The organism is Acetobacterium wieringae (genome assembly GCF_023700225.1).
GTDB lineage: Bacteria > Bacillota > Clostridia > Eubacteriales > Eubacteriaceae > Acetobacterium > Acetobacterium wieringae.
The window spans coordinates 602,304-628,470 of sequence record NZ_CP097897.1; the positions used below are offsets into that span (position 1 = coordinate 602,304).

The window sequence follows — 26,167 nt, forward strand, 5'->3', positions numbered from 1 at the left end:
AGCAGTGATAAGTGGTTTATGGTCTCTCTATACGGTCATTTTAGAGCAGGCTTTGAGAAGGTTACCTCCATTATAATAAACAAAATATCTCAATGAAGGGGGCAAAATTGAATACACAAGAAATTGAAGGGACAATACTGGATTTAATTAATTTAAAACAAGAGGAATTCTATAATGAACGATAAAGTTAGTAAAGCAATAGAGACAATGAAACAGGGGTATAACCTTGACCCTAATCGTATTCTAGCAGATTACCGTAAAGAAACTGCCGAAATCAGAGGTTATCACGGTCGTGAATTGTTAGAACTACTTCAAAACGCAGTAGACGAACTTGGTGGTACAGAAGACCGCTCTGTCTACATCTCTCAAAAGGATGGCATACTAAAGATTTGCAATAACGGAAATGTTTTCACATACGATGGCTTTATTTCGTTAATGTATTCAAACCTGAGTCCGAAGCACAATAAAGCTGAATATATTGGTAACAAAGGTACGGGATTTCGTTCCATTCTCAACTGGGCGGATAGCGTTCGGATTTATAGTGGTGATTTGTCTGTGGAGTTTTCCGACATATATGCTACTGAGTTGCTGGCTGAACTCATGAATAATGCTACGGTCAACGCATTTTACCAAGAGCATGAAGATCTTCGTATAGCAACACTTGTAGCACCAAGAGTAATTAAAAAACTTCCGAGTAAAGACTACGACACAGTGATTGAAATTAATCTTAAAAACGGTATAGTTGATGGAGTAATCAATCAACTAAATCAACTAAATACTAAAACACTTCTTTTCCTTGAAAATCTAGAACACTTGACTGTTGAAATTGAGGAAAATCTTTTTACTTATCGCAAAACTATGAGCGACTCGGAGCGTGGTATTTCAAAAATAAAAATTGTAACTGCCGTTAACAGCGAAATTACTGAATCCGAAGAATGGTTGGTTATATCTCGAGAAGGTAATTTTGAAAAGCAAAAGTATGGACTGATGATTGCATATAAACCTGATATGTCCGTCAAGCCAAATGTGCTTTACAGCTATTTTAAAACAAAGGTACAGTTTCCAGTTCCGGCACTTGTTCATGCGACTTTTGACTTAAATGCAGATAGGAACCACCTTGCCGAAACAGAAGCAAATAAACATATCCTAAAGGCAATTTGCGATACACTTGTTGAATTGGCTTTACTGACTGCTGCGGAGGTTGTTAATTACGTGCCGCTTGGTTTACTCTCAACAATCGGGGATTTCCCAATTGACCTAAGTTGGGATGAATTTTCAATTCGTGATTATTATTTTGATGCCATAGCGGCAAACCGTGTTCTCCCCACTGTCAATGGCACATACATTTCATTTAATGAAAGACCACGGTTTTATGATACTACAATTGCTGATTATTTAGCAGGAGAGGCTTTTGGGAGCCTTTTGCTATACACTGACAATTCAGCGGTAAGTGGTATGCTGAAGGCGATTGCTAAATATAAAAGCACTTCCCTTAAATACAAATACTCTGAAATCACTAATGGGATAAATATTGTACTGCCTACGCTCACTGTTAAGGAACGTGCTGCTCTGTGGCTTATTTTTATTAAAGAATACGGAAATGAGATTACCCAAGTAAATAAACCAAGCTTCGCTCTGGATGCAATCGGTAAGACAGTTAATGACAACCAGCAAGTATTCTTACCTACTGATGGTACGGTATTTCCTTCGCCTCCTAGCTTCACAAAAATTGTGTTTTTAAACAGAGATCTCGTTACAGCTTTGCGCGAATTACGTGGCAAGGAAGGAACACTTAGAAGTTTGGCCAATGAATTGTCGAAATTCAACGTTAGGGAATATAACCTTGCAAACATTATTAATGCTGTGATTTCCAGACTTCGAAGCCGAGAGCATCAAGCCAGCAAGAAAACCCGAGGCTGTTACGAATATACTATTGAATGGCTATGGAAATTATGGAACGCTAATGTGTTAAATAATGAGATGGCCGCAATATCAGCGATACCATTAATAAATCGGAATGGAACAGTAAAAAATGCATCGGATTTATATTGGGGTCGTGATTTTGGCAATGAAATAGTCGAAGAATTGTTTGGTGGTATGGATGACTATTTTGTCGGACTTCCACAGAGAATAGCGTTGTCCGAGACATCAAAGCTACAGTATGTTGAATTCTTATCCGCATTAGGTGTTTCTTGTTATCCAAGGAAAGAACACATCCAGTTGCGCCCTGTTCCTCAAGAATATAAAGAAGTCATATATTCAAGTATAAAGAAATATCCCTTAATTGCAGAAGACAACCACTACCAAAATACACAGGAGTTCCGCAGTGCTCATTTTACTTATGCATCCGTAATTACAGTTGAGCGAATTAAAGAAATTCTTGATAATTCAAGCACAAAAAGTATTATTTCATGGATAAGAAATGATGAAAGCCTATGGCAATTATTAGCTGTTTACGAGCCAAGCTCAAGCAGAGGCTATGTTAGCAACAACAATCAGCAAAAGAGCAGAGAAGTGAGCGGAGAACAATTAGCTTCATATTTACGCTTTGTTTTTTCAACAAGTAATTGGATAGAAGTAGATGGCAAAAGATACTCACCAAGACAGTGCATATTTGTAAACAAGGTTAAAACCCTATTTGCTCCGCTTGTCGTTTCACCTGATTTAGATTTTTTTATTGAAAATGAGAATCGTAAAATCGCCGAAATGTCAGTGGTTCAAGACATTTTAGCACGAATAGGAGCTGCTACTGAGTACTCTGAATTGGAAATGGATACATTTTATTCGTTGTTATTAAAGCTACCAGAAGTGGATGCAGATGGCGATATTAGCAAAGCGCTTTATACATCTGTTTTAAAATCGGGAGGATTGAAAAAGTTTGATCCAGGAAATCATGTTTACAAACAGTTCTTACAGGACGGAAAGGTATATTGTAAATCCTCGAAATCATTTGAGACGATAAAATCTGTCTATTATCTAACCGAAAAAACTGTGAGCAGAGAGATATTGAAGGATTTTAATCTTATTGCTATCCCTAATAGACAAAGTCAGGAGAATATAAAGCGTTATTTTGGAGTGTCTCCTCTAAAAATAAAGGGGTCAGTAGTTGGTGAGCCAATTATTCATCCAGATAGCGCCTCTTTTGAGCAAGACTTTAACGATTTTATTTGCTACGCCTTCTGCTTACGTGTTGATACGGCAAAACAAAGTGAAATATCTACTGTAAAGGCTTTACGGGCTCACTTATGCACGTATATTTGTGCTGACTATGGTAAGGGAGAGGTTGTTTTAGGAGAGAACTCATACATCAGGGGAAAAAACTGTGTTTATGTACAAGCTCCTATTAGCTGTCATAATTTGAAACAACTCAAGAGTAATGTGGATTTCTGCTCAGCTATTTCCGAACTTTTTATGACCGCCATTGATATTCAGGATGACACTCTTTATGGTTATGTTCGGTCTTTATATGAAAAGGAGCCGCATAACAGGAATGCAATGATACTACATGATTTTGACGATTTAGAAGTTCTAGAAAGGTCGCGTGAAACACTTAGCAGAACACAATCTGAAAAAGAAATGTTTATTGCTGCTTGTGTACTTATCGGAAGTGATGCAATAATAGATCAAATAAGTGGTGAAATTGACAGAATCAATTTCAGTGATTTTCCCTCTATGGACAATGTAGGTGCCGTTATAAATATCTTAAAATTGCTTAACGTTGATGTAGAAGATTTTAACGAAAAGTCAGAAATTTTAATTGATTTGCGTCAATATTATAGTAACGTGTTAAACTCTCTCATCGTTGATAATGAGGAAAGATATAAAAACGGATTGTTTGCATCGCTTAAAAGCGAAGCATTAAATAAAAAAAGGACTTTCTTAAAGCAGTACCATCAGTTCAGGGTGTTTCAGTTTACTCCGATGAACAGCGTTAAATACGATTGCTGGGCTGAGTTTGAAAATCAGTTTGGTTCGATTATTAATGCCGAATCTAATGGTGTTGCTAATCTCGAATGGAAAACTAATAAAGATCTATTCATCAGGGATAAAGATGTGGCAATAGTAAATGATATGCTCGTAGATTCCGAGTATGAAAGTCTCCTTTACTTCGGTATTTTTGATGAACTAAACAAAGCCTATAACCAAAAGAAGGCTGATATTAATGTTGCTCAAGAGCGAGAGGCTACGATTTTAAAGGCTCAAACAGCGTCTAGCACACCAATAATTCCTATCGATTCTGTTGCTCCAATAAAAGGAAAGAACGGCAATAATGCAATATCAAACCGCACAGGAAGTCGTATGGCTGGAATGAAGCGTGAGCGGAACATTTCGGATTGGGGAGCCTTTGCTGAGAGACTTGTATATGACCAAATGAGGATAAAATATAATGATGTCGTCTGGGTTTCAGAAAACGCCAAAAAGGATGGAGTAAACCCAGACGGTATCGGTGGCTTGGGCTATGACCTTAAATATACAAACGCAAATGGTAAAACAGTATATGTAGAAATCAAGTCAGCTGCCGGATCAAATATTACATTTGTTATTACAGAAAACGAACTAAATTTTGCAGAAGAGAACTCTAACCAGTATGAGGTAATTCTCGTAACTTCAGTAATGAACGATGAAGAACGAAAGGTCTATCAGATTTCTAACCTGTTCAATTACGCTGAAGGCGAAGACCGTTTTTGTAATTCAAAATTTAATATTTCGGGAGATAATTACACCGTTCGTTGCCAGATATCAAACTCTAAATAGAAAGAGTCTATTACGCATATTCAACCGAAAAATTTGGGCGAATTCCATTGTCAAATAATTCCTAAATACGCTCTAGACATCGAAACGAGGCTATATTGACCACTCAAGATATTGTATGAGTGATTTCCTTGAACAGTCATATCTTATAGACGTATTCCCATGAACGTAGAATTGTAAAAAAAATCGCAAGACATCAATACGAGCGATCCGTTCCACGTTGAGACCGTAGTATTGATGTCACGGGTAGAAAAATAAATGTCTTAAAAGTCCAGTATTACTGGGCTTTTTTTTTTTTGTGCTATAATTTTATTATCTGTAAACAGGTGAATTATTGCTTCGTTGGAATCGATCCAAAGGGTTGATTTTTGACCGTGCAGTGTGATTTAGACGTCAGTGCTTAATGAGAAGTTGATATAGCATGTTTTCAGTTTTTAGGGCTTGTTGAGTGGTTGATTTAGATGCTTTCCGGATTTGGTGAGGTTGAGTGGTTAGGTTAGATGTAAATTTCCGAATTATGATATGCCCAGTCTCGCAGCAAGAAATTTGATATTATAGATGAATACTTTATTGTCGGCGGGAAGTACGACATTTTTGAGATTGACGAGGTACTGTTCAAATATGACCAACCGCTGTTAGGAGGGTGAGCCGTGGATTACTTGTGGTTAATAATACTCATTTCTATTGGCGCAGTTTTGGCGATTGCAGTGGGGATTAATTTGAGGAACAAAACAAAAAACAATGTTGAGAAAGTCATTGATGAGACAAACTTATTGCCGTTAGTTGCAGAAGCGACAGATATAAAGCAAGTTCAGGGATTTGGGATAACCATACCGCTTGAGTTTTTACCTGCAACAACCCAATTTGACGGAAAAAGCATGTTTGAAATTACCGACAATATTATTGTAGCTCGAATTTCAGAGCTAATATCCTTTTCATCACAAACGGGTACAAGGACGTTTGAGAACAACGTACTCAACTCTATTAAAAGCACAGAATTAGTAAAAATGGATATTCCTTTTTCACGACTCACGAAGTCGAAAGACGTGGTAGGTGCCGCAAGAGGTTATATTCACGAAGGTAAAGGTGTAGCAGCACAAGCAAATTTAACTAAAGTTGATATGACGAAAGTTACAAAAGCTACCACCATTGCTAATGGTGTGGCAAATGTAATGAACGTTGGTTCTTTGGTCGTCGGGCAGTATTATATGTCCGAGATAAGTTCTAAATTAGAAACTATAACGAAGAGTATAGACAAAATTGGAGATTTTCAAGACAGAGAATTTAAGAGCCGTATTTTATCTGTGCTTACCCTTGTTGGAGAAATTTCGCAATTCAGTTCTGAAATTATGGAAAACGATGAGCAAAGAATTTTAAAGCTTGCGACATTAGAGAATTTAAAGGCTACAGCGACTGAACTACTCGGACAAGTTAACATTACAATATCTGATATTACGCAAAAGACACAGAGACCAGATTTTAAAGAGTATCAATTTAAAGTTGATGATTTTCAGAAACTTTTGGGATATCAGAATGCTCTGATTACGATCATGGAGGAGATTAGCAAATTGACGTATTTGTTAGGTAAAGGTTCAATCTCAACTGAGAGAAGCTATTCTACATTTAATAAGTATCTCAAACAGTCAGTTCAAACAAGAAATCTCCTTGGACAATGGCACGATAGTCAGTCCAATTCATTACGTATCGATTTAGAGAAAGAACGAATAACGAAGGCTGGTTTCGAAGCTGTGGTTTCTGCAATACCTAGCTTGTTTGATGATAAATTTAAATATAACGAACTCAGCCAAAGCCTTGTAAGCGAAATAAGCACCCAAACAAAAAATATCCCCGAAAGGCCAGTCGAACCGAAACAAATCTACGATAATGATGTGGAAATCATAATAAAGGAAGGTAAGTTTTACTATCTGAACGAATCGTCTATCAGTGTCTAAGAGACAGGCGAGTGGTCTATTTAGTTAGTTTGCGTTTTATAAGCTTAGCGTGAGGTCAATTTAGATGTATTTCGGTTTTCCTCGGGTTGTTTGTTCAGGGTAGATATTTTATGGGAAGGAGAAAAAGTATGGAGTGGATACAAGTAGTCATTAACGTGGTACTTACTATTTTATTAGGGTTGTTCATAAAAAATTACCTGCCCTCATATATGGACGAAAAAGGAAAGAACCTTGCGACTAAAGAGGATATTCAAGAAATAACAAGAAAAACCGAAGAAGTCCAAAAAGAATTCAAAGAAGGGTTTGAATATTTTTCTTCAGATTTGAGGTTTAAGTATGATTTTTATCATAAGCAGTATTCTGAATTATATAGTAAGATTTATGCAATTGTTATTCAGTCAGAATATGTAAGACGCTTTATTCAAATCACAAAAGGGCAGGAACATTCTTTTGAAGAAATACCATTCTTTGAAGTCACCCCAACGCAGAGAGTTAATCAGCAGCTAAAATTGGAAGTGGGAAAACCAGTGGCATTCAGTCAAAGTTCTGAAGAAATAGAAACTCCTATATCACAATTTAATAAAAGACAGCTGTGTGATTATATAATCGAGAATGGTGAATACGCTACGCAGGAACTACTTAAAATAGCTGTTTCATATCGTTTTGCCTACAGCCACTACGAAGGTAATCCTGAGGTAAAAAATTCTTCTTGCGCAGATGCTGCCAATGATGAAGAGTTTAGATTGATTCGAGATATGGTTTGCTGCATTGTTAAAGAGTATAATTATTTTAGGAAAGAACTAAAGATGAACTACAATCATTCTGAGCTTGAATCAGGTATTCCACAGTTGTAATATGCTGAAAACAAGAGACGTTTCAAAAATTGTGTAAACCTTGTGGTTGATGTAGAATAAATACATTAGCCAGGAGGTTTTTATTATGGCAAGAAGAAACGGTAAAGGGCAATAAATGATATGTTGATTCCTGGCGGAGACTGTAAATAATTTTGTGTCAGAGTAGAATGACCTTCCAGATTAATGGTAAAATAAAATTAATCTGGGAGGATTTTTATTATGGCAAGACAACGAAAACTGACCAAAGAATGACAAGAACTAATTAAGCAGCTGCTGGCAACATATCAACCAGAGGATGCAGGAGATGTTCAGGATATGCTGAAAGATCTACTGGGTGATACCCTTCAGGGAATGCTGGAAGCGGAAATGGAAAATGAACTCGGCTATTCACGTTATGATTATGCCAACAAGGAAACAGACAATCGACGAAACGGATTCAGTAAAAAAACAGTAACTTCTTCGATGGGAGATCTGACCATCGATATTCCAAGAGATCGAGATGGTGAATTCGAGCCACAGGTGGTAAAAAAGCATCAGACGGACATCTCAACGATAGAGGATCAGGTTCTGTCAATGTATGCAAAAGGAATGACAACTCGGGATATCACCTAACATCTGCAGAATGTTTACGGGGTGGATGCTTCACCCACGATGATTTCAAAAATGACGGATAAGATTCTGCCCATTGCCAAAGAATGGCAAAATCGCCCATTGGCCAATAAGTACGCGATTGTATTTATGGATGCGATTCATTACAATGTCCGTCAAGACAATACTGTTATTAAAAAGGCCGTTTATATTGCGATTGGCACTCGGCTGGATGGTACGAAAGAAGTCATGGGTATGTGGGTCGGTGGCAACGAGAGTGCTAAATACTGGCTGGGCGTATTAAATGAAATCAAGAATCGTGGAACAGAAGATATCCTGATTGTCTCCGTTGATGGGCTATCCGGTTTTGGCGATGCCATTCATGCGGTCTTTCCCAATTCGGAGATTCAGCGCTGTATCATTCATCAGATCCGTTATTCCACTCGTTTTGTTTCATACAAAGACATCAAACCATTTTTGTCCGATCTGAAATTGGTTTACCAGGCGGCTACGGAAGATGTCGCTTTGCAGCAGCTGGATGCACTGGAAAACAAATGGGGAAAGAAATATTCCAGTTCGATCCGCTCGTGGCAGAATAACTGGGCAGATTTGTCCACTTATTTCAAATATCCGCCGGAATTGAGAAAGTTGATTTATACGACCAACGCAATTGAAAACTTTAACCGGCAGCTCAGAAAAGTGACCAAGTCAAAATCAATTTTTCCGACAGATGATGCCCTCTTTAAAATGCTTTATCTGGCTATGACGGATATCACTAAAAAATGGAACGGCAGACCAAGAGACTGGTCGAAAATTTTGGAACAGCTTTTAACTTATTTTGAAGGCCGAATCAGCCTCGTCGACGTCGAATAGGCCCGTCCATCTCAAAGGCTGCCAATATTGATTATTGACAGCCTTTGAATCATGGGGCAAAAATAGACTTGAAATTTAATCTGCACATCTGTTTTCCATTTTAATATTTTCCATTAACCTGGAATTCGCAAGAGCACAAAATAATTTACACTACCCTTGAAAAATTTTGCAGATCAATTCATTTTTATATCATTATATAGGTCGATTATAGCATTAAATTTCTATTATTAATATTCATCACCATACCTCTTTTCCAGAATGCTTTTTAAGTTCTTAATTTCTTTCTCCAAGTCTTTAATCCGCTTGCTTTGTGCTTCAATAATAACATCTTTATTTGCATCAGACATTTCACGCTTAACCTGCTTTGGAGAAGACAATCCGGCTTGTTGATTTCTAAGCGTATTAATACGGTCAAAATAGTGATCATAAAGGTATTTTTTTGAAACATTGGATCTTTCAGCAATGCTGTTGAAAGAGATTTTCTCTTTATTTTTCACAAGTTGTTGTATTGTTTTATCAACTCGTTCCTGACACTCTTTAGCTCTTTTTTCTCTGAATTCAGCTAAGCCCTTTGTATTTCTTTTGTGATCTCCAGTCATTGATTTTCTCTTTCCTCTCCAGTATATTCTCTACCTTTTTTTCCTGCTTTATGACGAATTTTACCGTTTTTTAAAATAGCCAAGATATCTTCGTAATGGTGCTTAATATCTTTGTTTTTTTCAGCCCAAATTTCTTGCCCTAGCTTTTCTGCGCGTTCGATCAAAACTTTTAATTCCTCTATTTCATGTTCATATGCGGGAATGAAATCAGGTGTAGTACAAAGATTGCGACAAGTTAGACAAGGATTCATTTGAGTACAACATTCCTGACTAGACGGTTTCATGCAATAACCTAAAGGTGTCCTGACTGCATCGAGATTGTGACGAATATATTCCCATTCGATGAGATCTTCGTTTTCAATTTTTGAGATTTCTATTTTTTTCATTTTACCGAGCTTATCAATTTTAAATAATCCATCTTTGCATTTTTCTTTCCACTCCTCACGCAATTTCTCATCTAAGATTTTTGCATAAAAAAGCGTCGAAGCTGATGATTTATGAGCAAACCATTTTTGAACAAGTTGGAGATCCATTCCGTTGTTAACCAGTGATACGCCTTTTGTGTGCCTAAATGCATGATTGTTAAAATGAAATGTGTTACCCTTGTTATCTGTGATATTATAAACTTCAGCAAGCTTATTAAGTGCTCTGTTTATTGCTCCAGATGTAGGGCAAAGTCCTTTTCTTGTTCCTGAATATCGAACGAATAACAGGTGATTAGGATTGTTGTCATCTGTACTTTTTGATTTAGTTTCCTCAATAACAATTGATACAACATGTTGAATTTCATCAGTAATCGGGACACGGTGATTCAGAACTTGCGTTTTTTCTATATCCCCACATAAGTACCATCCTTGTGTTGTTTTTTCTAAACAGGTATCATAGCGCAAATTGAAAATATCAGATATACGCCACCCGCTCGCTCGCAATAGAATAACGACCGGGATGTACTCAGGTGGATAGAGGTTTTCCAAGTCTTTATCTAATTGCCTTAGCACGTCTTCGGGTATATGTTTCATATTTTCATAATTTCTGACAACTCGTTTGGGAATATCTTCTTTGAAAATCAAATGTGAACTCGGCTTTTCTGGTGCTTCATCACATTCAGAACGTTCAATATATTCGAGAAATGCTTTTAATTGAATTAAATTTCTTTGTGCTACCGTAGTTGTGCCTTCTGAATATTCATGTACAAAGCAGATATAATCTTCCATATGTTTTCGTGTTAACTTCGTTAAATCGTTCCATTTTGGTTCTTTTTCATTGATATAGTTGAAAAAAGTTCTAAGACTTGCGATTATGCTCTGACAAGTGGCCTGCGAGAGATTTGTCATTTTGAATGAAACATATCTCTTTGCCAAATTTCGAAAAACTAATGCAATTGAGGAAAAATTTAGTTTGTATGAAGAAGCAGTATTAGTCAGTTTATTAAAACTGGGTATATTTCGGCAATCCCATACGTCTTTTTCGTATTCATTTCGCATATCATAGAAATCGATGAAAAAAGAGTGTAACGCATTCACAAAACTCATATGTTTTGAATCAGAAAACTGGGCTTTATCATTTATTTTAAAGCCTTTATTGACAAGAAATAGCTTCCACTGCGAGATAAATCTGTCCCACTGAAGTTCAATGACGCTATTGATTTTGGGATAAAATTTATTAAGGAATTCTGCATAGCTTTTGAACTTGCCGCTATAACTCCTAATTGTACCTAATGATATTTCTTGATTGATCAACTTCTGTGCAAACATATATTTGATCTCGCTTTTGATTGAATCACTAAAGTATGTGAATTTGATATTGGTTTTTTCTCCTTTTTTGATCATTTTCTCATTAGGGCGTAAATCATCAAAAAAGGAATTTTTTATACTCCAAATGTCATTATTCCAATATTTGTTTGTTAAAAATGTTAAAATTTCTTGTTCTTTTTCATTAGTTTGAATGATTTGCTTATCAATCGTAGCGATCATTGCTTTTTGCCCTCCTAGTTATTACCGATGTCTCTTTCTTTGCCAATATATTCTCTGCCTTTTTTTCCTACTTTATGTCTTATTTTACCATCCCTCAAGACATTCAGAACATCTTCATAACGTTGCTTAAGATTCTCACTCTTAGCAGTCCAAGTCTCTTGTCCTAGATTTTTAGCGCGTTCGATCAAAACTTTTAATTCCTCTATTTCATGTTCATATTGAGGAATAAAATCAGGTGTAGTACATAGATTACTACAAATCAGGCAAGGAATTGTTTGACTTTGACATTTTTGCTTTTTAGGTTTCATGCAATAGCCCAGAGGCATTCTGACCGCATCGAGATTGGCACGGATATTTTCCCATTTAATTACGTCTTCGTTTTCCGTTTCAGAAAGTTCTATTTCTTTTATTTTTTCGTGTTCATCCATTCTAAATAAGCCGCGACTGCTTGCTTCTTCCCACGCTTTATGCATTGACGTATCCAGGACTTTTGCATAAGTCAGCGTCATTTCGGGAGAACGATGCGCCAGCCATTTTTGAACGTGTAGAATATTCATTCCGTTATTGATAAGTTCTACAGCTTTTGTGTGTCGAAAAGCGTGATTTTTAAAATGAAATGTATTGCCTTGATCATCTGTAATGTTATAGCTTTTAGCAAGTCGATTAAGTGCATTAGTTATCATCGAAGATAAAGGACAGCGCCCCATTCTTTTTCCTGAATATCGAACGAATAACAGGTGATTGGGATTGTTGTCATCTGTACTTTTTGCTTTAGTTTCCTCGATAACAATTGATACAACATGTTGAATTTCATCAGTAATCGGGACACGGTGATTCAGAACTTGCGTTTTTTCTATATCCCCACACAAGTACCATCCTTGTGTTGTTTTTTCTAAACAGGTATCATAGCGCAAATTGAAAATATCAGATATACGCCACCCGCTTGCTCGCAATAGAATAACGATCGGAATGCAATCTGGGGGAGAAATGTTTTCTAGATTTTCTTCTAGTTGATACAGCACTCCTTCTGGAATATATTTAACAGCTTCCTTATTTGCTTTAGCTTGTTTAGGAATATCTTCTTTGAAAATTAAACATGAAACCGGTACTAATGGTGCTTCATCATATTCAGAACGTTCGATATATTCAAGGAAGGATTTTAATTGAGATAAATTACTTTGTTCTAACGTAATTGTGCCTTTTGCAGCTTCTTTTGCAAAGCAGAAATAATCTTCTATATGTTTTCGTGTCAGCTTCGTTAAATCGTTCCATTTTGGTTCTTTTTGGTAGATATATTCAAAAAATAATTGAAGCCTTATGCGAATAACATTTCCATATCCCAATGAAACATCTTTTGATTTAAATTTTAAATATTGCTTCACTAAATTTCGATAAGTTGATGGAAATGGCGTAAAATCAAGTTTGTAATTGGAGTAAGTGTTAGTTATTTTAAAACCAGGTATATTTCGACAATCCCATACATCTTTTTCGTATTCATTTCGCGTATCGTAGAAATCAATAGCAAAAGAATGTAGCCAGTTTACCAAGCCCATATTAGCTCTATCAGAAAACCGGCCTTTATCATTTGTTTCATAGCCTTTGTTGACAAGAAATAGCTTCCACTGTGAGATAAATCTGTCCCACGGCAGTTCACGAATGCTGTCAATTTGGGGGTAATTCATTTTTAAAAATTTTGCACATAGTTCGAACTTAGTACTGTAGTTCCTGACAGTATTTAATAATACTTCTTGAGTAATCAATTTCTGTGCAATCATATATTTGATTTCAATTTTAATTGAATTATTAAAGCCAGTAAAATCGATGTTGTTTTTTTGTCTTTTTTTCTCTTTCCGGTCGGTGCGGTAATCATTGAAAAACGGATCTTTTGTATGCCAGATGTCATTATTCCAGTATGCATTTTTTAAGAATGTTAAAATTTCTTGTTTTTTTTTATCGGTTTGAACGATTTGCTGATCAATCGCAGCAAGCATTATTTATTGTCCTCCTTGTTTTTACTAAATTTCATATGTGCTTCTGCTTTTTCCCATTCTTCACGCATTTCTTCATCATTTGGATGTGAGTATACTTGCATAGGTGTTTGAACATTAGACCAACCTCCGCGCAGTCTTATTTTTTCAAAGCCCCATCCTTCTTTGCGCAATGTATCGAAGTGCGTATGTCGAAACATATGAGGAGTGACGTTTATTCCTGTTTTCTTTTTTAACCTTTTAAACAATGCGTCAACATCAGTATATTCCAGCGGTTGATATTTATTTTTGCCCGAAAGTTTTATGAAAACAAAATTTGTATCAACCTCATCGACATGCAATTCAACTAGGTATTCAAAAAACAGATCCATTAAATCAGCCGATACATCTATTTTTCTCGGGCTGTTGACTGTTTTGATTTCTGCAAGGTTAGGTAATTCACCTCTGTCTTTTAAATCGATTTGTCTCGCATCTGTAATAAAATCTTCAAGATACAAGGACAGACATTCACCAATTCGAAAACCGCTTTCCCAAAGCAACTGAATTAGGAATCTATCTCTAATATTTGAGCAAGCATCAATTAATTTGGAAATCTGGTCTTTTGTTAAAACACGAGGTTGTTGTTTCGGAGCCTTGACCTTCAATATCCTAACATCAAAATCTTTGTTTTTATTAATGTGATACAAATAGTCTTTAAACCCTCTACGAGAACCAGAAACTTGCTTTTTTATTCTCTGCGACACCTTTATCGAGTAGTCCTCAACCCTCAACAAATAGTCGTAAAACTCTACAACACTGGAGATGTATGTGTTAACAGTATTTGGTTTCAAAGCGGCATGTACCGGTTTTATTGACACAACTTTTGCGTTTCGAGTTGGAGTCTGCAACCATCTGACAAATTCAGCCATATCATCAATTCCTACATTGAGATAATTAGCGTCCTTTTGTTTTAGAAATTCAAAATACGCCTTCAGGTGGTAGCAATATGCTCTCAGTGTATTCCTTGATCTTCCTGCATTATCTTTAAACTTCAAGAATCTATGAATTGATTCAATTGGAGTGCCATCGTCATCAATGACCATATATCGAATATCACCATTCGGAATAATCACTTTTTGAACCCACACGTAATTCACCTCATATTCAAGTTTTATAGTCATTCTTATTATACTATATATACTATATTATTGCATCTAGTTTATATTAATTTATTGTAAAAAATATTAGCTCGGGGATACAATTAACACCGTAAAGTCTATCATCTATCATACTATAGTTTACATCGATGAAGTTATTGGTTGGTACCGATTCCCCGGTTTTGACATCGACAGACATCATTTTGAGATCCAGTTTATCAACGCGTTCAAGAAAAGGAATCTTGATACCCGCTTTACCGATAATGACCCGCCGCTTGATACCAGATATGACATAGGCCGTATCGGGTGGCGCTTTGACGTAGCTCATCATTAGCAGGGAGATAACCAACAATACGACAATAACTGGGATAATCAGTGTGAAAATTGACATTTGTGCCTCCTGAGATAGGTGATTTTGAGATCAAACAAACAATCGTTGCTGTGAGAATTCATCAATCGCACCATTTGGCGAAAGAAGTTCATCAGGATGTGATCTCAATGAAATTATTATATAGTAGCTTGGATTCAAAGTCAAAGAACAAAAAACGATACAGTTTGTTATAATATTAAATGTTATAATCGGAGAAATGGTATAATAAACACAAAATGATAAGCATGACGGAGGAAATCAAGTGACAAAACCATCGGAATAAAACAAAAAATCAATTGAGAAAGAAAACAGATATCGATAAAAAGAAGAAATTATTGGTGAATAAAAAGGAGATTACAATGGGAATTCAGGAAGAAGCACTAAAGTTGCATGAAGAATGGCAGGGTAAGCTGAGTATTGACAGCAAGGTTCCGGTCAAAACAAAATACGATCTGTCAGTGGCCTATACCCCAGGGGTAGCGGAGCCCTGCCGCATGATTCATAAAAATAAAGAAGATGTCTATAAGTATACCGGTAAGGGCAACATGGTGGCCGTAGTCACTGACGGTTCGGCAGTGTTGGGCTTGGGCGATATTGGCCCGGAAGCCGCCCTGCCGGTGATGGAAGGAAAAGCGGTTTTGTTTAAGGAATTTGGCGGCGTGGATGCCTTCCCGATCTGTATACCGTCGAAAGATGTGGAAGTGATCATCAAGACGGTTAAGATGATTGAACCGGTTTTTGGTGGTATTAATCTGGAAGACATTGCCTCGCCCAGATGTGCAGAGATTGAAAGACGTTTAAAAAAGGAGCTGGACATTCCGGTTTTTCATGATGATCAGCATGGCACGGCAGTGGTGACGACGGCAGCGTTGATGAATGCATTAAAGGTTGTCGGTAAAAAATGGGACCAGGTAACCGTGGCCATGAGCGGCGCCGGAGCAGCCGGATCGGCGATTATCAAGATGCTTCTCAATATGGGGGTTAAGGATATCATCGCCTGTAGCAGCAAGGGTATCCTCTCAAAAGACGAAAAGTACAGTAATTGGGTTCATCAGGAAATCGCTGAGATGACCAATAAAGATCACAAAAAAGGGACCCTTGCCGACGCCATGAGTGGTGCCGATATTTTTATCGGGGTATCAGCACCGGGCATTGTCACCGCCGAAATGGTTGAAACCATGGCTGAAAATGCCATTGTTCTACCAATGGCTAATCCGGATCCGGAAATTGACCCTCAACTGGCCATTCAGGCCGGGGCCCGGGTGGTGGGAACCGGACGGTCGGATTATCCCAACCAGATTAATAATGTGCTGGCGTTTCCGGGTATTTTCAGAGGCGCATTGGATGCCAGAGCCAGTGACATCAATGAAGCGATGAAGGTTGCTGCGGCAAAAGCCATTGCTGACTTGATTGCGGAAGATGAATTAAGTGCTGACTACATTATTGTACCAGCCTTTGATCCCCGGGTAGGAAAAGCGGTGGCTGAGGCCGTATACCAGGCAGCAGTGGATTCGGGTGTTGCCAGACTGAAGTGAGGTTGGCACGGGTATTTATACGTTTATATTAAATCTGTTTGTCTAAACTGAGTTACAAAAAAACAGGTGGTTAGAATGATCGGTTTCTCTGATCAAACATAACCACTTGTTTTTTATTGTGAAAAAGTAGAAACTTAACCCCTAACACATGTTTGGAAGTCTTAAGCACATTGAAATAGTGAGAGCGTTATAATATTTTTAAAATACACTCTTCTGGCAAAGATTGAAGTTCTGAAAAGAGGATGTTCTGAAAATCAGTATTGGCTTTTTCGTCCCATTTGCAGGCAAATTTAGTTTTTGTCTTGAGGCCTTCATCGAAAAAGGTATCAATTTCAACCGGTGTAAGTGTCGAAAAATATTTTTTCAGGATGATGTTACTTTTTGAAACAAAAAAGAGTTTTTGGCCATCACGAACCGGTATCTTTAAAAGGATATCGCTTGTCACGAGCTGTTTATAATCATGCAGAACATGATTAATATAAGTCAGTCCCGAGATAAGATCACGATAATGAGAAGCTCTTTCGAAATTGAATTGGGTAGCTTCTTCATTCATGCAGAGCGTCAATTGATTGATTAAACGCTGCATCTTTTTCTCATCTGAGAAAACCTGGCTTAAGGATTCCCGATTTTTGAAAAAATCTTCTGGACTCATGACCTCGGGCAGCGTGTGGTATTTAAAAGTAAAACGATTTGTATCTTGAACAATGGGAAAGAGATGCGTAAACACCTCAATCATTGTTTGAACCAATTGTTTTCTTCGAAAAGGTCCAAAAGTATCATCTTCTCGTTCCAGTACAATGGACATCGCATGAGAGTGGCCTGGCTTGGCAAGTTTGAGATAAAAATAGCGCCGATCATTTTTCATTTGCGAATTAAAATAAGGCTTGAGCTCCTTGATCAGCTGACATTCCAGCAGTCGGGCTTCTAAATGGGTATCGGTGACAAAATAATCGACATCGTCAATAAAAAAGACCATTCGTTCAATCTTTGCTTGCTTGGGGGATTTGGTGAAATAAGATTTCACTCTTTTTTTCAGACATTTACTTTTTCCGACATAGATAATTTGACCAGTGGAATCCAACATCCTATAAATGCCTGGAAGTGCGGGTATCTGGTTTAATTTTTGCTTTAAATGGCTCATCGTTTCGGTTTCCATATCATTTTTATTTTAGTTATGGCTAAAAAATAGTTCATTTTTTTTACCTGCCTATACAATAACATAACAGCAGCTAATCTAACCTTGATCAGTTTAAACTTTTGAAGAAACTCAACAAAAAAAGTAAGTCCTTGACATCGTGGACAAAAACAATTACAATAAGTATAAAGTCAATGAGTTTGGAGTCAGTGAAATGAAAACGAAACGTCAAATCCAAAAAGAGGCAACCCGAAAATTGATTTTGGATACCGCCTACCAAGTGTATGCAGATGAAGGGTTTAGTGCTACGACCAATCAAATAGCCAGGGCGGCTAATCTTTCCCATGGTACCATCTTTGTTCATTTTCCAACGGTAGAGAATCTCATTATTTGCCTGCTTGAACGTTTTGGTTTAGAAATCAATGCGCAGTTTCACTTTCTCGCGGAAAAGGATGAAAGTCTGGAGACTTTTTTGGCGGCCCATATTAGTGTTCTGATTCGGTATGAAGATTTTTATAAACGGCTAATTTCCGAGATTAATGTTCTGCCTCAGGAAGCAAAGTATGTGTTCATAAATATCCAATCAGTGGTTTCATTTCATCTTAATCAGGTGATTGAGCGTGATCAGGAAAATGAGACCATTAAAGAAATACCGATGCACATAGTCTTTAACAGTTGGTTAGGTTTGATACACTATTATCTGACCAATAGCTATCTTTTTGCAGCTGGGTCAGTGCTTACGGACCATAAAGATGAATTGATTTTGAACTATATAAAATTAATTAGAAAATAAAAGGAGGAAACAGATGAAAACTTGTATAGCATGCGGAATGCCGATGAAGAAAGAAAGCGACTTTGCGATGGGTGACACCAGTAAGGCGTACTGTATCTATTGCGCAAAGGAAGATGGCTCGATGCAATCATTTGAAGAAAAAAAACAGAGTCTGGTAAATTTTACCATCAAAACCCAGGGACTTGACAAAGCTGTTGCAGAAAAGGCGGTGGAGAACATGATGCGTCAACTGCCAGCATGGAAAGCGTTTTTTTAGAAATACGAACGAAACGAATGGAAAAAAGTAGCCGTGCTGGTCTCAGATAAAATGAACCATCACGACTACTTTTTTGATTAATTCTTAATTCCGATTTTTCTAATCAGTACCCAGGTTGATCCAGTTGCGATTATACTAAAAATTAGCAAGGAGAACATGCCGATAAAGGGGTTATGGGCGGAAACACCCATGGCCATGTCTAAAAACTTCAGCAGGATGGTTGATATCTGGCCAGAGATGAACATATCGATGAGTGGCAAGACCACAAAGACGATGATATAAAAACCAACGATATAAGAGATTTTCTGTTTTTTATCCATCCGATAGAGGGCGACGGTAATAAAATAACCGAGGGCTTGAGCAGCAATAAAAAGCACCGTCAGAAAAAGAAAACTGATAAGATATTCAGATAGACCGCTAAATTGAATAGTTCCTGTGGATTGATAGATCATACTCAATAAACTGGAATAGGCAATGCCGCTTGCTGGCGAATCAATTAACTTTCCAAGCGCCAATAGCAGCAGTGAAAACAAGGCCATCGCCACAGCCAATGTTACGGCGACGTAGATCCGATTCACAAATAAAGATTTTCGGGAGATACCGTTTTGCAGGGCAAACAGAAAATTTTCCTTAAAAGCGTTCAGGCCGCAAACGAATAGAAATACGGCGGGTGCCATATCGAGACCGGCGATTTGGCTGGATTGATTCGTCGTCAGGATATCCGATGAAAAGGTGATTTGCATCGGAACCAGCGCCATCACCGCCAGGATGACGGCACAGAAGATTAAAACAGCGTTTCGGTGATCCGCAAGCTGATATTTATAAATTGCATGTAGTTTCATTACGTTACTCCTCATTGGTTAGTTTGATAAATAATTTCTGTAAATCCAGGTTGGTTATCTCAATTCCATCAGGCACGGTACGCTTATCAAGAGATCCAATAATAGTGACGGTTTTTAATCCGCCCAGTACATCGGCGCCAATCACTTCCTTGTCGGCAATAAAGGCATCCACCTGTGTGATTGCGCCGGTAACCGAGTAACCCTTGCTTAATAAAGCTTCACAGGATTCGTTCACCAGAATTTCACCGTTTTTGATAATCATGACATACTCCAGCAGATTGGCGATTTCATCGATTAAATGGGTGGAAATAATCGCTGTGAATGGATTATCGCTATATTTTTCGATCAGTAACCGGTAGAACATTTCCCGATGATTGGCGTCCAGGCCCAAAACCGGTTCGTCAAACAAGACATAGGGGGTGTTAACCGAAAGGGCTATGATGATTTTAAAAATGGAAGTATAACCAGTCGACAACGAGCGGATTTTTTTCCTGGTGTTCAGTTTAAATTGCCCGGCTAAGTTGAGTGCATAGTCCAAATCAAAATCCTTGAAAAATTGTTTCGTCCACTTGAAGGCTTCATTACAGGTCATGCTCTCGGGATACAGATTATTTTCTGACATCAGATAGAGCAGCCCTTGGGTCATATCATTTTCAACGCTTACCAGACCATCGATGGTAACTTGGCCGCTGTCGGCAAAGAGCCGATTGGTGATAATATTCAAAAGCGTCGATTTTCCAGCGCCATTTCGCCCCAATAATCCATATATTTTGTGGGGCTCAAATGTCAGGTTTACCTGATTTAAAGCTAATGTGTCTCCAAATCCTTTTGTCACATCATTTATTTCTATTCCGTTCATTCCTGATAACCTCTTTCTACCATTCCCAATATTTCTTCATTGGTGATACCTAATTTTTTTGCTTCCTCGATGAGTTTTTTAATATAATGATCGAAGAATAATTCTTTGCGTTTGTCCCGCAGTTTTGAAACTGCACCGGGAGCGACAAACATCCCGACACCGCGTTTTTTAAAAATAATACCCTCATCAACCAATATCGAGATGCCTTTGAGCGCCGTGGCCGGATTGATTTTATAACTGACCGACAATTCAGTTATGGATGGAATCTGACCACTTTCTTCAAAAGCCCCTGTTAAGATGGCGTCTTCAATACCATCGGCAATTTGAACAAAAATCGGCCGTTCATCTTCAAAATTTATTTGCAAAGGGATACCCCCTTTCGGAATATTGGTTAGTTAGTTGACTAACTAACCATAGTGCTATTGTAATGCAAGTTTGTTTGCTTGTCAATAGCAATTATAAATATGATTTAAAACGAACTGAGCATAAATATTTTATTCAAAACCGTTTTATGCTATACTCACAAAAGAATATAAATGCTTACCGCTTAATGATGTGAGTTGATTTGAATTTTATAGTAAGTGACAAATTTAAAAACGAATGAAGAGGAGCAAATTTTATGTATGAATATTATTACAAAAAGCAAGATTTTGGCATGTGTCTGACGGAGGCAAAAGGTGAGGGTGAAGAAGCGTTTATTCCTGCGGACAAAGATATATTAATTGTTGCGGATGACATTTTTAAAGGCCATAAAGAATTGGTGCGGGTTGAGTTTCCGGATACGGTTATCGAGATTGGTGGTTTTGTTTTTGATGGATGCAAAAATCTGAAGCAGGTCAAGCTGCCAGCCAACCTTAGAGATTTTTGGCAATATGCCATGACCCGTTGTGGGATTGAAGACATCGAAATACCGGGAAGTGTGACCCGGATTGCTTCGTTTACCTTTAATCAGTGTGATCAACTAACAACGGTAAGAATCAATGAGGGAACCAGAAAAATTCTTTCCTGGGCATTTAAAGATTGTAATAATTTAACGGATGTCTATTTACCAGCGACCATCGAGGAAATCAGTGACAAGGCTTTTGAGGGCTGTCCGAAAGTTGTGTTACATCGAAAGTGATTAAAACGTGAACAAGTGTTAGCAAAACGAACGGTAATTTGCATATAAAATGAACATTTTTTAATGCATGATATCAAATTTATGGTAAAATATTGTTCTTTTTAGTTGGCACAAGAATTGCTCTATCTTAAGCGTGAGTATTCTTTATTTTAAGTGGCTTCTGATAATTAATGGTTTTTATGGGTATACTATGAGCATTCATGAGTTGAATCAGGAAAGCTAAAAAAAAGAATACTTACTAAGAAAGTGGAGGAAAAAAATGACAAAAACAGGGAAATTTTTAGACATGGCAAAGAAAATGGCAGAAGCGGCTGCTGAAAAAGCGATCCAAATTGATGTGCCTATGGTTATCGCAATTTGTGATGCAGGCGGAAACATGGTGTTATTTAACCGAATGGAAGATTCTTTATTGGCCAGCATGGACATTGCCACCAATAAAGCTTATACTGCTGTTGCTCTTAAAATGGGCACCGATCAGGCCGCAGAGTTGGCTAAAGAAGCCGGTCAACTTTTTGGTATTGCATCCTGTGACAAAGGCAGAATGGTCGTATTCGGGGGTGGTTTCCCAATCGTCGAAGACGGTAAGATCATCGGAGGAATCGGCGTCAGCGACGGAAGCGTGGCTGAAGATATGACCGTTGCTCAAGCGGGATTGGATGCGCTGAAATAAGTCGGTAAATTGCTTAACTGATCCAGTTCATCGAAAAACGCGTGTTGCATTATGCTTGCAATTGTGCAGGTTTGATCCTGTTAAGTTAAAATGATAAGAAATAAATATTAATTTAAACTGACCAGCCATCCCATTCGGACAGGCTGGTCAGTTTTTTTAGTCATTGATTCAATTGAATCAGTGAGCTGCAGGTGGCTAATTAAAGCCAAAAACAATCGGGAAAATAAAGGCGACAATAGCCAACCAGATGGCATAAGCATAGAGATAGGATGTCTGCCAGTTTTCGATTTGGGTGAAATCAATTTTTTTAGCGAAAAAGCGGCCATAAAGCCAAGCCAAACCGGCCAGATTAATTAACAGAATCAGATTTTCGCCCAGTGCCGCCAGTTTGTTTGGGGTGATTCCAAAGGCGGATAAGCGCAAGAGGATGGCGGATAAGGCGACCGCATCGATAATCATTGCGACAACAATCAGGGCCAGATTCAGATAATCAAAGAGCTTGTTTTTGGCGTAGGGATTTCGGGCCGATATGGTGTAAAGAACCAATCCCAGAACCAATACCAGCATAAAGTCAAAGGCGATCAGGTAATCTCTTTCCATAAAAGGACTTTTCCCGGAAACGACCAGAACCAGCAGAAAGGCAAGCATGATAAACAGGAAAAGCGGACTGAATATTTTGGCCAGAATCGGAGCAAAATTTTCGACCACACTCTTCTTGGTCTCGACCAGATAGACGGTGATCATCGCCACCGCAGCGGCTCCATAGACAATCAAATAATTCTGAATAAACCAACTGGCATCAATTTGAATGGCAAAAAACATCGCCTGGGTAAACATCGCCAAAACGATAAGTCCACAAAAAATAAGGGTGCCATAGATTATGGCTTCACCGGTGAAACGAATAAAATTCATCCGTCCCTGGCTACTACGCCATTGTATACCGAGATAGGCAACCCCAGTGACGAGCCATAAAAATAATGGCAGATGCAGGGCGGTCAGTAACTCGGTACTATTTGGGGGATACGAAGGATAAGCGTTGATCAGGAGGGCTGCACCGGCAAAAATGCCTAAAATCACGGCGGTCATTTTCAAATTCGCTTTGTTTTTATATAGAAAAAACAGGGCAATCAAGGGCAGAATGAAAAAACTCAAATTTTTGAAATAAAACAGTTGGTATTGGGGGTCATTGAAGCTATAACCGAAAAGCTCCGGAATTTTGAAAAAGGTGCCAGCCAGAAACGAGAACAGAATGACCAGCCCGATAGTGCGCTTGTTTTCGCTTGAAAAGCCGGTAGGTTCGGGTTCTAGCATCAATTGTTTCCAGAGGTTTTCGGTATTTACTTTGGAATATTCCCGGGAAACCGAATGGGTATCGCCAAAACGTTTGACACTGATTAAAAAGGCTTCTTCCGCTGATAATCCGGCGTGAATCAGATCTTCAATTTCATCGTGTAGATGGCTTTCCAATTCAATAATGTCCGTTTCCTTAAAATGCCCCTGACTTCGCAGGCAGTCACTCCAGGCGTGGATGTTTTTTTCTAAATCATACATGGCAAGCAGACCTCCTTGTTGATAATTTCAAACCAGGTTTTAGAGAGGGCAGTATGGATAATTTCCCATTGTTTCATTTGTACTTCCAGTTCAACCAGTCCTTCCTCTTTAAGTTTATAATATTTTCGCTTCCGGCCACCATCAGAATTATTCCAATACGACTCGATAAAATTTTTTTCTTCAAGACGATGAAGAACCGGATAAAGCATTCCTTCGGACCAGACGAGTTCGTCTCCGGTTAATTCTTTAACCTTCTTGATAATCGCATAGCCATAGCTGTCATTCTCTTTTAAGATGGATAGAATAAAGGGGGTTGCCGAGGCGGCAATTAAATCCTTTGATACATTCATTAATAACCTCCTGAATACATAGATCTATTAGGTATGCTTGTATTATACATAGAACTTCTAGGTAATGCAAGTCTTTTTGCAATTGCGATTGTAACGGTTGATTTTCAAGGGTGCGATTCTATGTTAGAATAGAACGTATAAAATAAAAGAAGACGAATTGGTAGTGTTATAATAATCAAGCACAGTTTAAATAGAGTGTTGAGGTGGAATAAATTGGAACGAGAAGACTTTTACAACCGCCGCCCGGGAATGATTGGCGAACGAAATTTCAGTCAGTATGCGGTACTGGTGATTTTGGTGGATACTGCAACAGGGCCGGCATTACTTTTTGAAAAACGCTCTGCGACATTGAATCGTCAGCCAGGTGAAATCTGTTTTCCGGGTGGACGACTGGAAGAAGGTGAAACGCCCCAGGAAGCGGCAATCCGGGAAACCATGGAAGAATTGTTGGTGGATCGTGGGCAAATCGAAATACTGGGACCAGGAGATGTTTTTATTTCGCCATTTAATATGATGATCCATCCGTTTATTGCGATCCTAAGAGATTATAATTATGGTTTCAGTCATGAAGAAGTAGCCGATGTATTTACTGTACCAGTCCGATATTTTCAGGAGCATGCACCAAAAAAGTATTTTAATCATTTGAGTCACGAACAACCAAAGGATTTTCCCTATGAATGTATTCCTGGCGGAAAGAACTATCCCTGGGTTAAAGGTAGCTATGAGATAAATTTCTATTCTTATAAAGAGGATGTGATCTGGGGGATGACCGCAACGATTGTCGAGTCCACGGTGGAATTGATCGGGAAGTACCATTTGCTAACAAACGTGTAAGGAGAGATAAAATGAAGCTTACAAAATTGCTGACCAGTGTCATTGCGATGATGCTGACCTTTGCTTTTATTTACCAGTCCATGGTTAATGGAAGTCTGGACTTTTCAGCTCAAAATCCGGATATTTATGCCTATGGATGGTTGGCTGGGCTGTCTTTGTTGCTCATCGCCGGAACAATTGGGGTTGCATCAATAAATAATGAAGATCGTAAAATTTTGTTGACGGCCGCAAAATTTTATTTTGGATGTGCCATTGTTACGTTTCTGTTTGCAGGAAATGACAGTATGACGGCAGTTACGACTGTGTATGCGGTATTAGCGGGAATTGTGTTTCTGGTAAATGGCTTGATGACCAAGAATGAAGATGACATGGAATACGGTTGGGACGAGAAAAGATCCTGGGGCAAAAGGAAAGTTGAGATAAAAAAACAATCAAAAGACAAAGATGTCTGGGGAAATAGCAATATTCACGGGAAAACAAAAAAAGATAAAAAAATAAAGTCGCCTCGAAAGTCAGGGGTGTTTGCAATCATCTGGATCAGTATTGTTATTATTTCTGGGATCTTTTTTGGTGTTGCTTTTCTGATGGATGAAGAAGAAAGCCAGGATGATTATGACTACTCAGAGCAGATAAAAAGCGAAGAAACGCTGACCCAGGAGCCAGCCAGGATTTATGGTCCCGGCGAAACATGGACAGTTGACGGGGATTTTTCGTTGGCGTTTAAAGCCGCCAATGAGACAGACTATCGAAATGAGTATGCAGAAATAAATCCGGACCAGGTAGTGGTACTGACCTATGACTATACAAACATTGGCCATAAAAAAGATGTGATGGATTTATATATTTCATCAGTCAGCTTTTATGTGATCGATGAAAATGGCGAGATTGCAGAAACCTATCCAGTGACTGGAATGTCCTATCCTCAGGAAATTCCGATTGGGGCATCGAGTTTGGGATCTCAGGAAGCATTCGGGTTGAAAAACCCCAGTCAGGAAGTGATGGTTTATGTGGAGGTCTATGGGAATGACTATGTGCCCTATGAAGCCTTCTTTAAACTGCCGGTTCAACATTCGGTACCAACCGTTTAAATAAACACAAAAAATAGCGGCCAGGTACAGGTGGCAATAACAAAAAATG

Annotated in this window: 21 protein-coding genes and 1 pseudogene; 11 read left to right on the plus strand and 11 right to left on the minus strand. The window is 38.2% G+C overall.

The features are described from left to right. Positions 1-174 precede the first annotated feature (174 nt). The 4 genes and pseudogenes from CHL1_RS02820 to CHL1_RS02840 all read left to right on the plus strand — a co-directional run bounded on the left by CHL1_RS02820 (position 175) and on the right by CHL1_RS02840 (position 9,019). Positions 175-4,755, plus strand: coding sequence for a protein NO VEIN domain-containing protein (locus CHL1_RS02820; RefSeq protein WP_250934587.1), 4,581 nt, complete (start codon positions 175-177; stop codon positions 4,753-4,755). Positions 4,756-5,402: 647 nt separating this feature from the next. Then, the gene (locus CHL1_RS02830) at positions 5,403-6,704 is read left to right on the plus strand and encodes a topoisomerase IV (protein WP_250934588.1); all 1,302 of its coding nucleotides are present in this window, start codon (positions 5,403-5,405) and stop codon (positions 6,702-6,704) included. Positions 6,705-6,832: 128 nt separating this feature from the next. Continuing rightward, positions 6,833-7,558, plus strand: coding sequence for a hypothetical protein (locus CHL1_RS02835; protein ID WP_250934589.1), 726 nt, complete (start codon positions 6,833-6,835; stop codon positions 7,556-7,558). A 261-nt stretch (positions 7,559-7,819) separates the two neighbouring features. Further along, a pseudogene (locus CHL1_RS02840) lies at positions 7,820-9,019 on the plus strand (IS256 family transposase). 227 nt (positions 9,020-9,246) lie between these two features. Here the strand turns inward: CHL1_RS02840 and CHL1_RS02845 are convergent. The 5 genes from CHL1_RS02845 to CHL1_RS02865 form a co-directional block, all read right to left on the minus strand. Then, positions 9,247-9,618: a DUF6262 family protein gene (locus tag CHL1_RS02845; protein WP_250934590.1), complete on the minus strand. Its 372-nt coding sequence runs from the start codon at positions 9,616-9,618 to the stop codon at positions 9,247-9,249. Then, positions 9,615-11,591, minus strand: coding sequence for a tyrosine-type recombinase/integrase (locus tag CHL1_RS02850; protein ID WP_250934591.1), 1,977 nt, complete (start codon positions 11,589-11,591; stop codon positions 9,615-9,617). The genes CHL1_RS02845 and CHL1_RS02850 overlap by 4 nt, the downstream gene beginning before the upstream one ends. Positions 11,592-11,605: 14 nt before the next feature. Beyond that, complete coding sequence (locus CHL1_RS02855; protein ID WP_250934592.1) at positions 11,606-13,582, minus strand: tyrosine-type recombinase/integrase; 1,977 nt, start codon at positions 13,580-13,582, stop codon at positions 11,606-11,608. Beyond that, positions 13,582-14,706: a tyrosine-type recombinase/integrase gene (locus CHL1_RS02860; protein WP_338078277.1), complete on the minus strand. Its 1,125-nt coding sequence runs from the start codon at positions 14,704-14,706 to the stop codon at positions 13,582-13,584. Before CHL1_RS02860 ends, CHL1_RS02855 begins: the two co-directional genes overlap by 1 nt. Positions 14,707-14,782: 76 nt before the next feature. Continuing rightward, positions 14,783-15,106, minus strand: a complete 324-nt coding sequence (locus CHL1_RS02865) for a hypothetical protein (RefSeq protein ID WP_250934593.1) — start codon at positions 15,104-15,106, stop codon at positions 14,783-14,785. Positions 15,107-15,444: 338 nt separating this feature from the next. Here CHL1_RS02865 and CHL1_RS02870 point away from each other — a divergent pair, with 338 nt between their 5' ends. Continuing rightward, positions 15,445-16,620, plus strand: a complete 1,176-nt coding sequence (locus CHL1_RS02870; RefSeq protein ID WP_250934594.1) for an NAD(P)-dependent malic enzyme — start codon at positions 15,445-15,447, stop codon at positions 16,618-16,620. A gap of 187 nt (positions 16,621-16,807) precedes the next feature. On the opposite strand, the gene CHL1_RS02875 is transcribed toward CHL1_RS02870, so the two are convergent. Further along, positions 16,808-17,761: a GIY-YIG nuclease family protein gene (locus CHL1_RS02875; RefSeq protein ID WP_250934595.1), complete on the minus strand. Its 954-nt coding sequence runs from the start codon at positions 17,759-17,761 to the stop codon at positions 16,808-16,810. 208 nt (positions 17,762-17,969) lie between these two features. On the opposite strand from CHL1_RS02875, the gene CHL1_RS02880 reads away from it, so the two are divergent. Next, positions 17,970-18,548 carry a TetR/AcrR family transcriptional regulator gene (locus tag CHL1_RS02880; RefSeq protein ID WP_228882190.1) on the plus strand — a complete coding sequence of 193 codons (579 nt, stop codon included), beginning with the start codon at positions 17,970-17,972 and terminating at the stop codon, positions 18,546-18,548. Between the two features lie 13 nt (positions 18,549-18,561). Then, the gene (locus CHL1_RS02885) at positions 18,562-18,804 is read left to right on the plus strand and encodes a zinc ribbon domain-containing protein (protein WP_070369488.1); all 243 of its coding nucleotides are present in this window, start codon (positions 18,562-18,564) and stop codon (positions 18,802-18,804) included. Between the two features lie 77 nt (positions 18,805-18,881). On the opposite strand, the gene CHL1_RS02890 is transcribed toward CHL1_RS02885, so the two are convergent. Genes CHL1_RS02890 through CHL1_RS02900 form a run of 3 tightly spaced genes read right to left on the minus strand, consistent with a single transcriptional unit; the run spans position 18,882 to position 20,870 of the window. Next, a complete protein-coding gene (locus tag CHL1_RS02890; protein WP_228882192.1) occupies positions 18,882-19,646 on the minus strand; it encodes a hypothetical protein in 765 nt (254 codons plus the stop codon). A gap of 4 nt (positions 19,647-19,650) precedes the next feature. Next, positions 19,651-20,505: an ATP-binding cassette domain-containing protein gene (locus CHL1_RS02895; protein ID WP_250934596.1), complete on the minus strand. Its 855-nt coding sequence runs from the start codon at positions 20,503-20,505 to the stop codon at positions 19,651-19,653. After that, positions 20,502-20,870, minus strand: a complete 369-nt coding sequence (locus CHL1_RS02900) for a GntR family transcriptional regulator (RefSeq protein ID WP_026396224.1) — start codon at positions 20,868-20,870, stop codon at positions 20,502-20,504. The genes CHL1_RS02895 and CHL1_RS02900 overlap by 4 nt, the downstream gene beginning before the upstream one ends. Positions 20,871-21,124: 254 nt before the next feature. Between CHL1_RS02900 and CHL1_RS02905 the strand changes: the two genes are divergently transcribed. Together CHL1_RS02905 and CHL1_RS02910 are read left to right on the plus strand one after the other, a co-directional pair. Continuing rightward, positions 21,125-21,625, plus strand: a complete 501-nt coding sequence (locus tag CHL1_RS02905) for a leucine-rich repeat domain-containing protein (protein ID WP_148637878.1) — start codon at positions 21,125-21,127, stop codon at positions 21,623-21,625. Between the two features lie 259 nt (positions 21,626-21,884). Further along, positions 21,885-22,295 carry a GlcG/HbpS family heme-binding protein gene (locus tag CHL1_RS02910; RefSeq protein ID WP_250934597.1) on the plus strand — a complete coding sequence of 137 codons (411 nt, stop codon included), beginning with the start codon at positions 21,885-21,887 and terminating at the stop codon, positions 22,293-22,295. Between the two features lie 195 nt (positions 22,296-22,490). Here CHL1_RS02910 and CHL1_RS02915 read toward each other — a convergent pair whose 3' ends face one another. Both CHL1_RS02915 and CHL1_RS02920 read right to left on the minus strand, forming a co-directional pair. After that, positions 22,491-23,846, minus strand: a complete 1,356-nt coding sequence (locus tag CHL1_RS02915) for a permease prefix domain 1-containing protein (RefSeq protein WP_228882195.1) — start codon at positions 23,844-23,846, stop codon at positions 22,491-22,493. Continuing rightward, a complete protein-coding gene (locus CHL1_RS02920; RefSeq protein ID WP_148637876.1) occupies positions 23,834-24,196 on the minus strand; it encodes a PadR family transcriptional regulator in 363 nt (120 codons plus the stop codon). The genes CHL1_RS02915 and CHL1_RS02920 overlap by 13 nt, the downstream gene beginning before the upstream one ends. Before the next feature lie 213 nt (positions 24,197-24,409). On the opposite strand from CHL1_RS02920, the gene CHL1_RS02925 reads away from it, so the two are divergent. Further along, the gene (locus tag CHL1_RS02925; protein ID WP_084633412.1) at positions 24,410-25,030 is read left to right on the plus strand and encodes an NUDIX hydrolase; all 621 of its coding nucleotides are present in this window, start codon (positions 24,410-24,412) and stop codon (positions 25,028-25,030) included. Between the two features lie 11 nt (positions 25,031-25,041). Further along, positions 25,042-26,118, plus strand: coding sequence for a hypothetical protein (locus CHL1_RS02930; RefSeq protein WP_250934598.1), 1,077 nt, complete (start codon positions 25,042-25,044; stop codon positions 26,116-26,118). Positions 26,119-26,167: the final 49 nt, after the last annotated feature.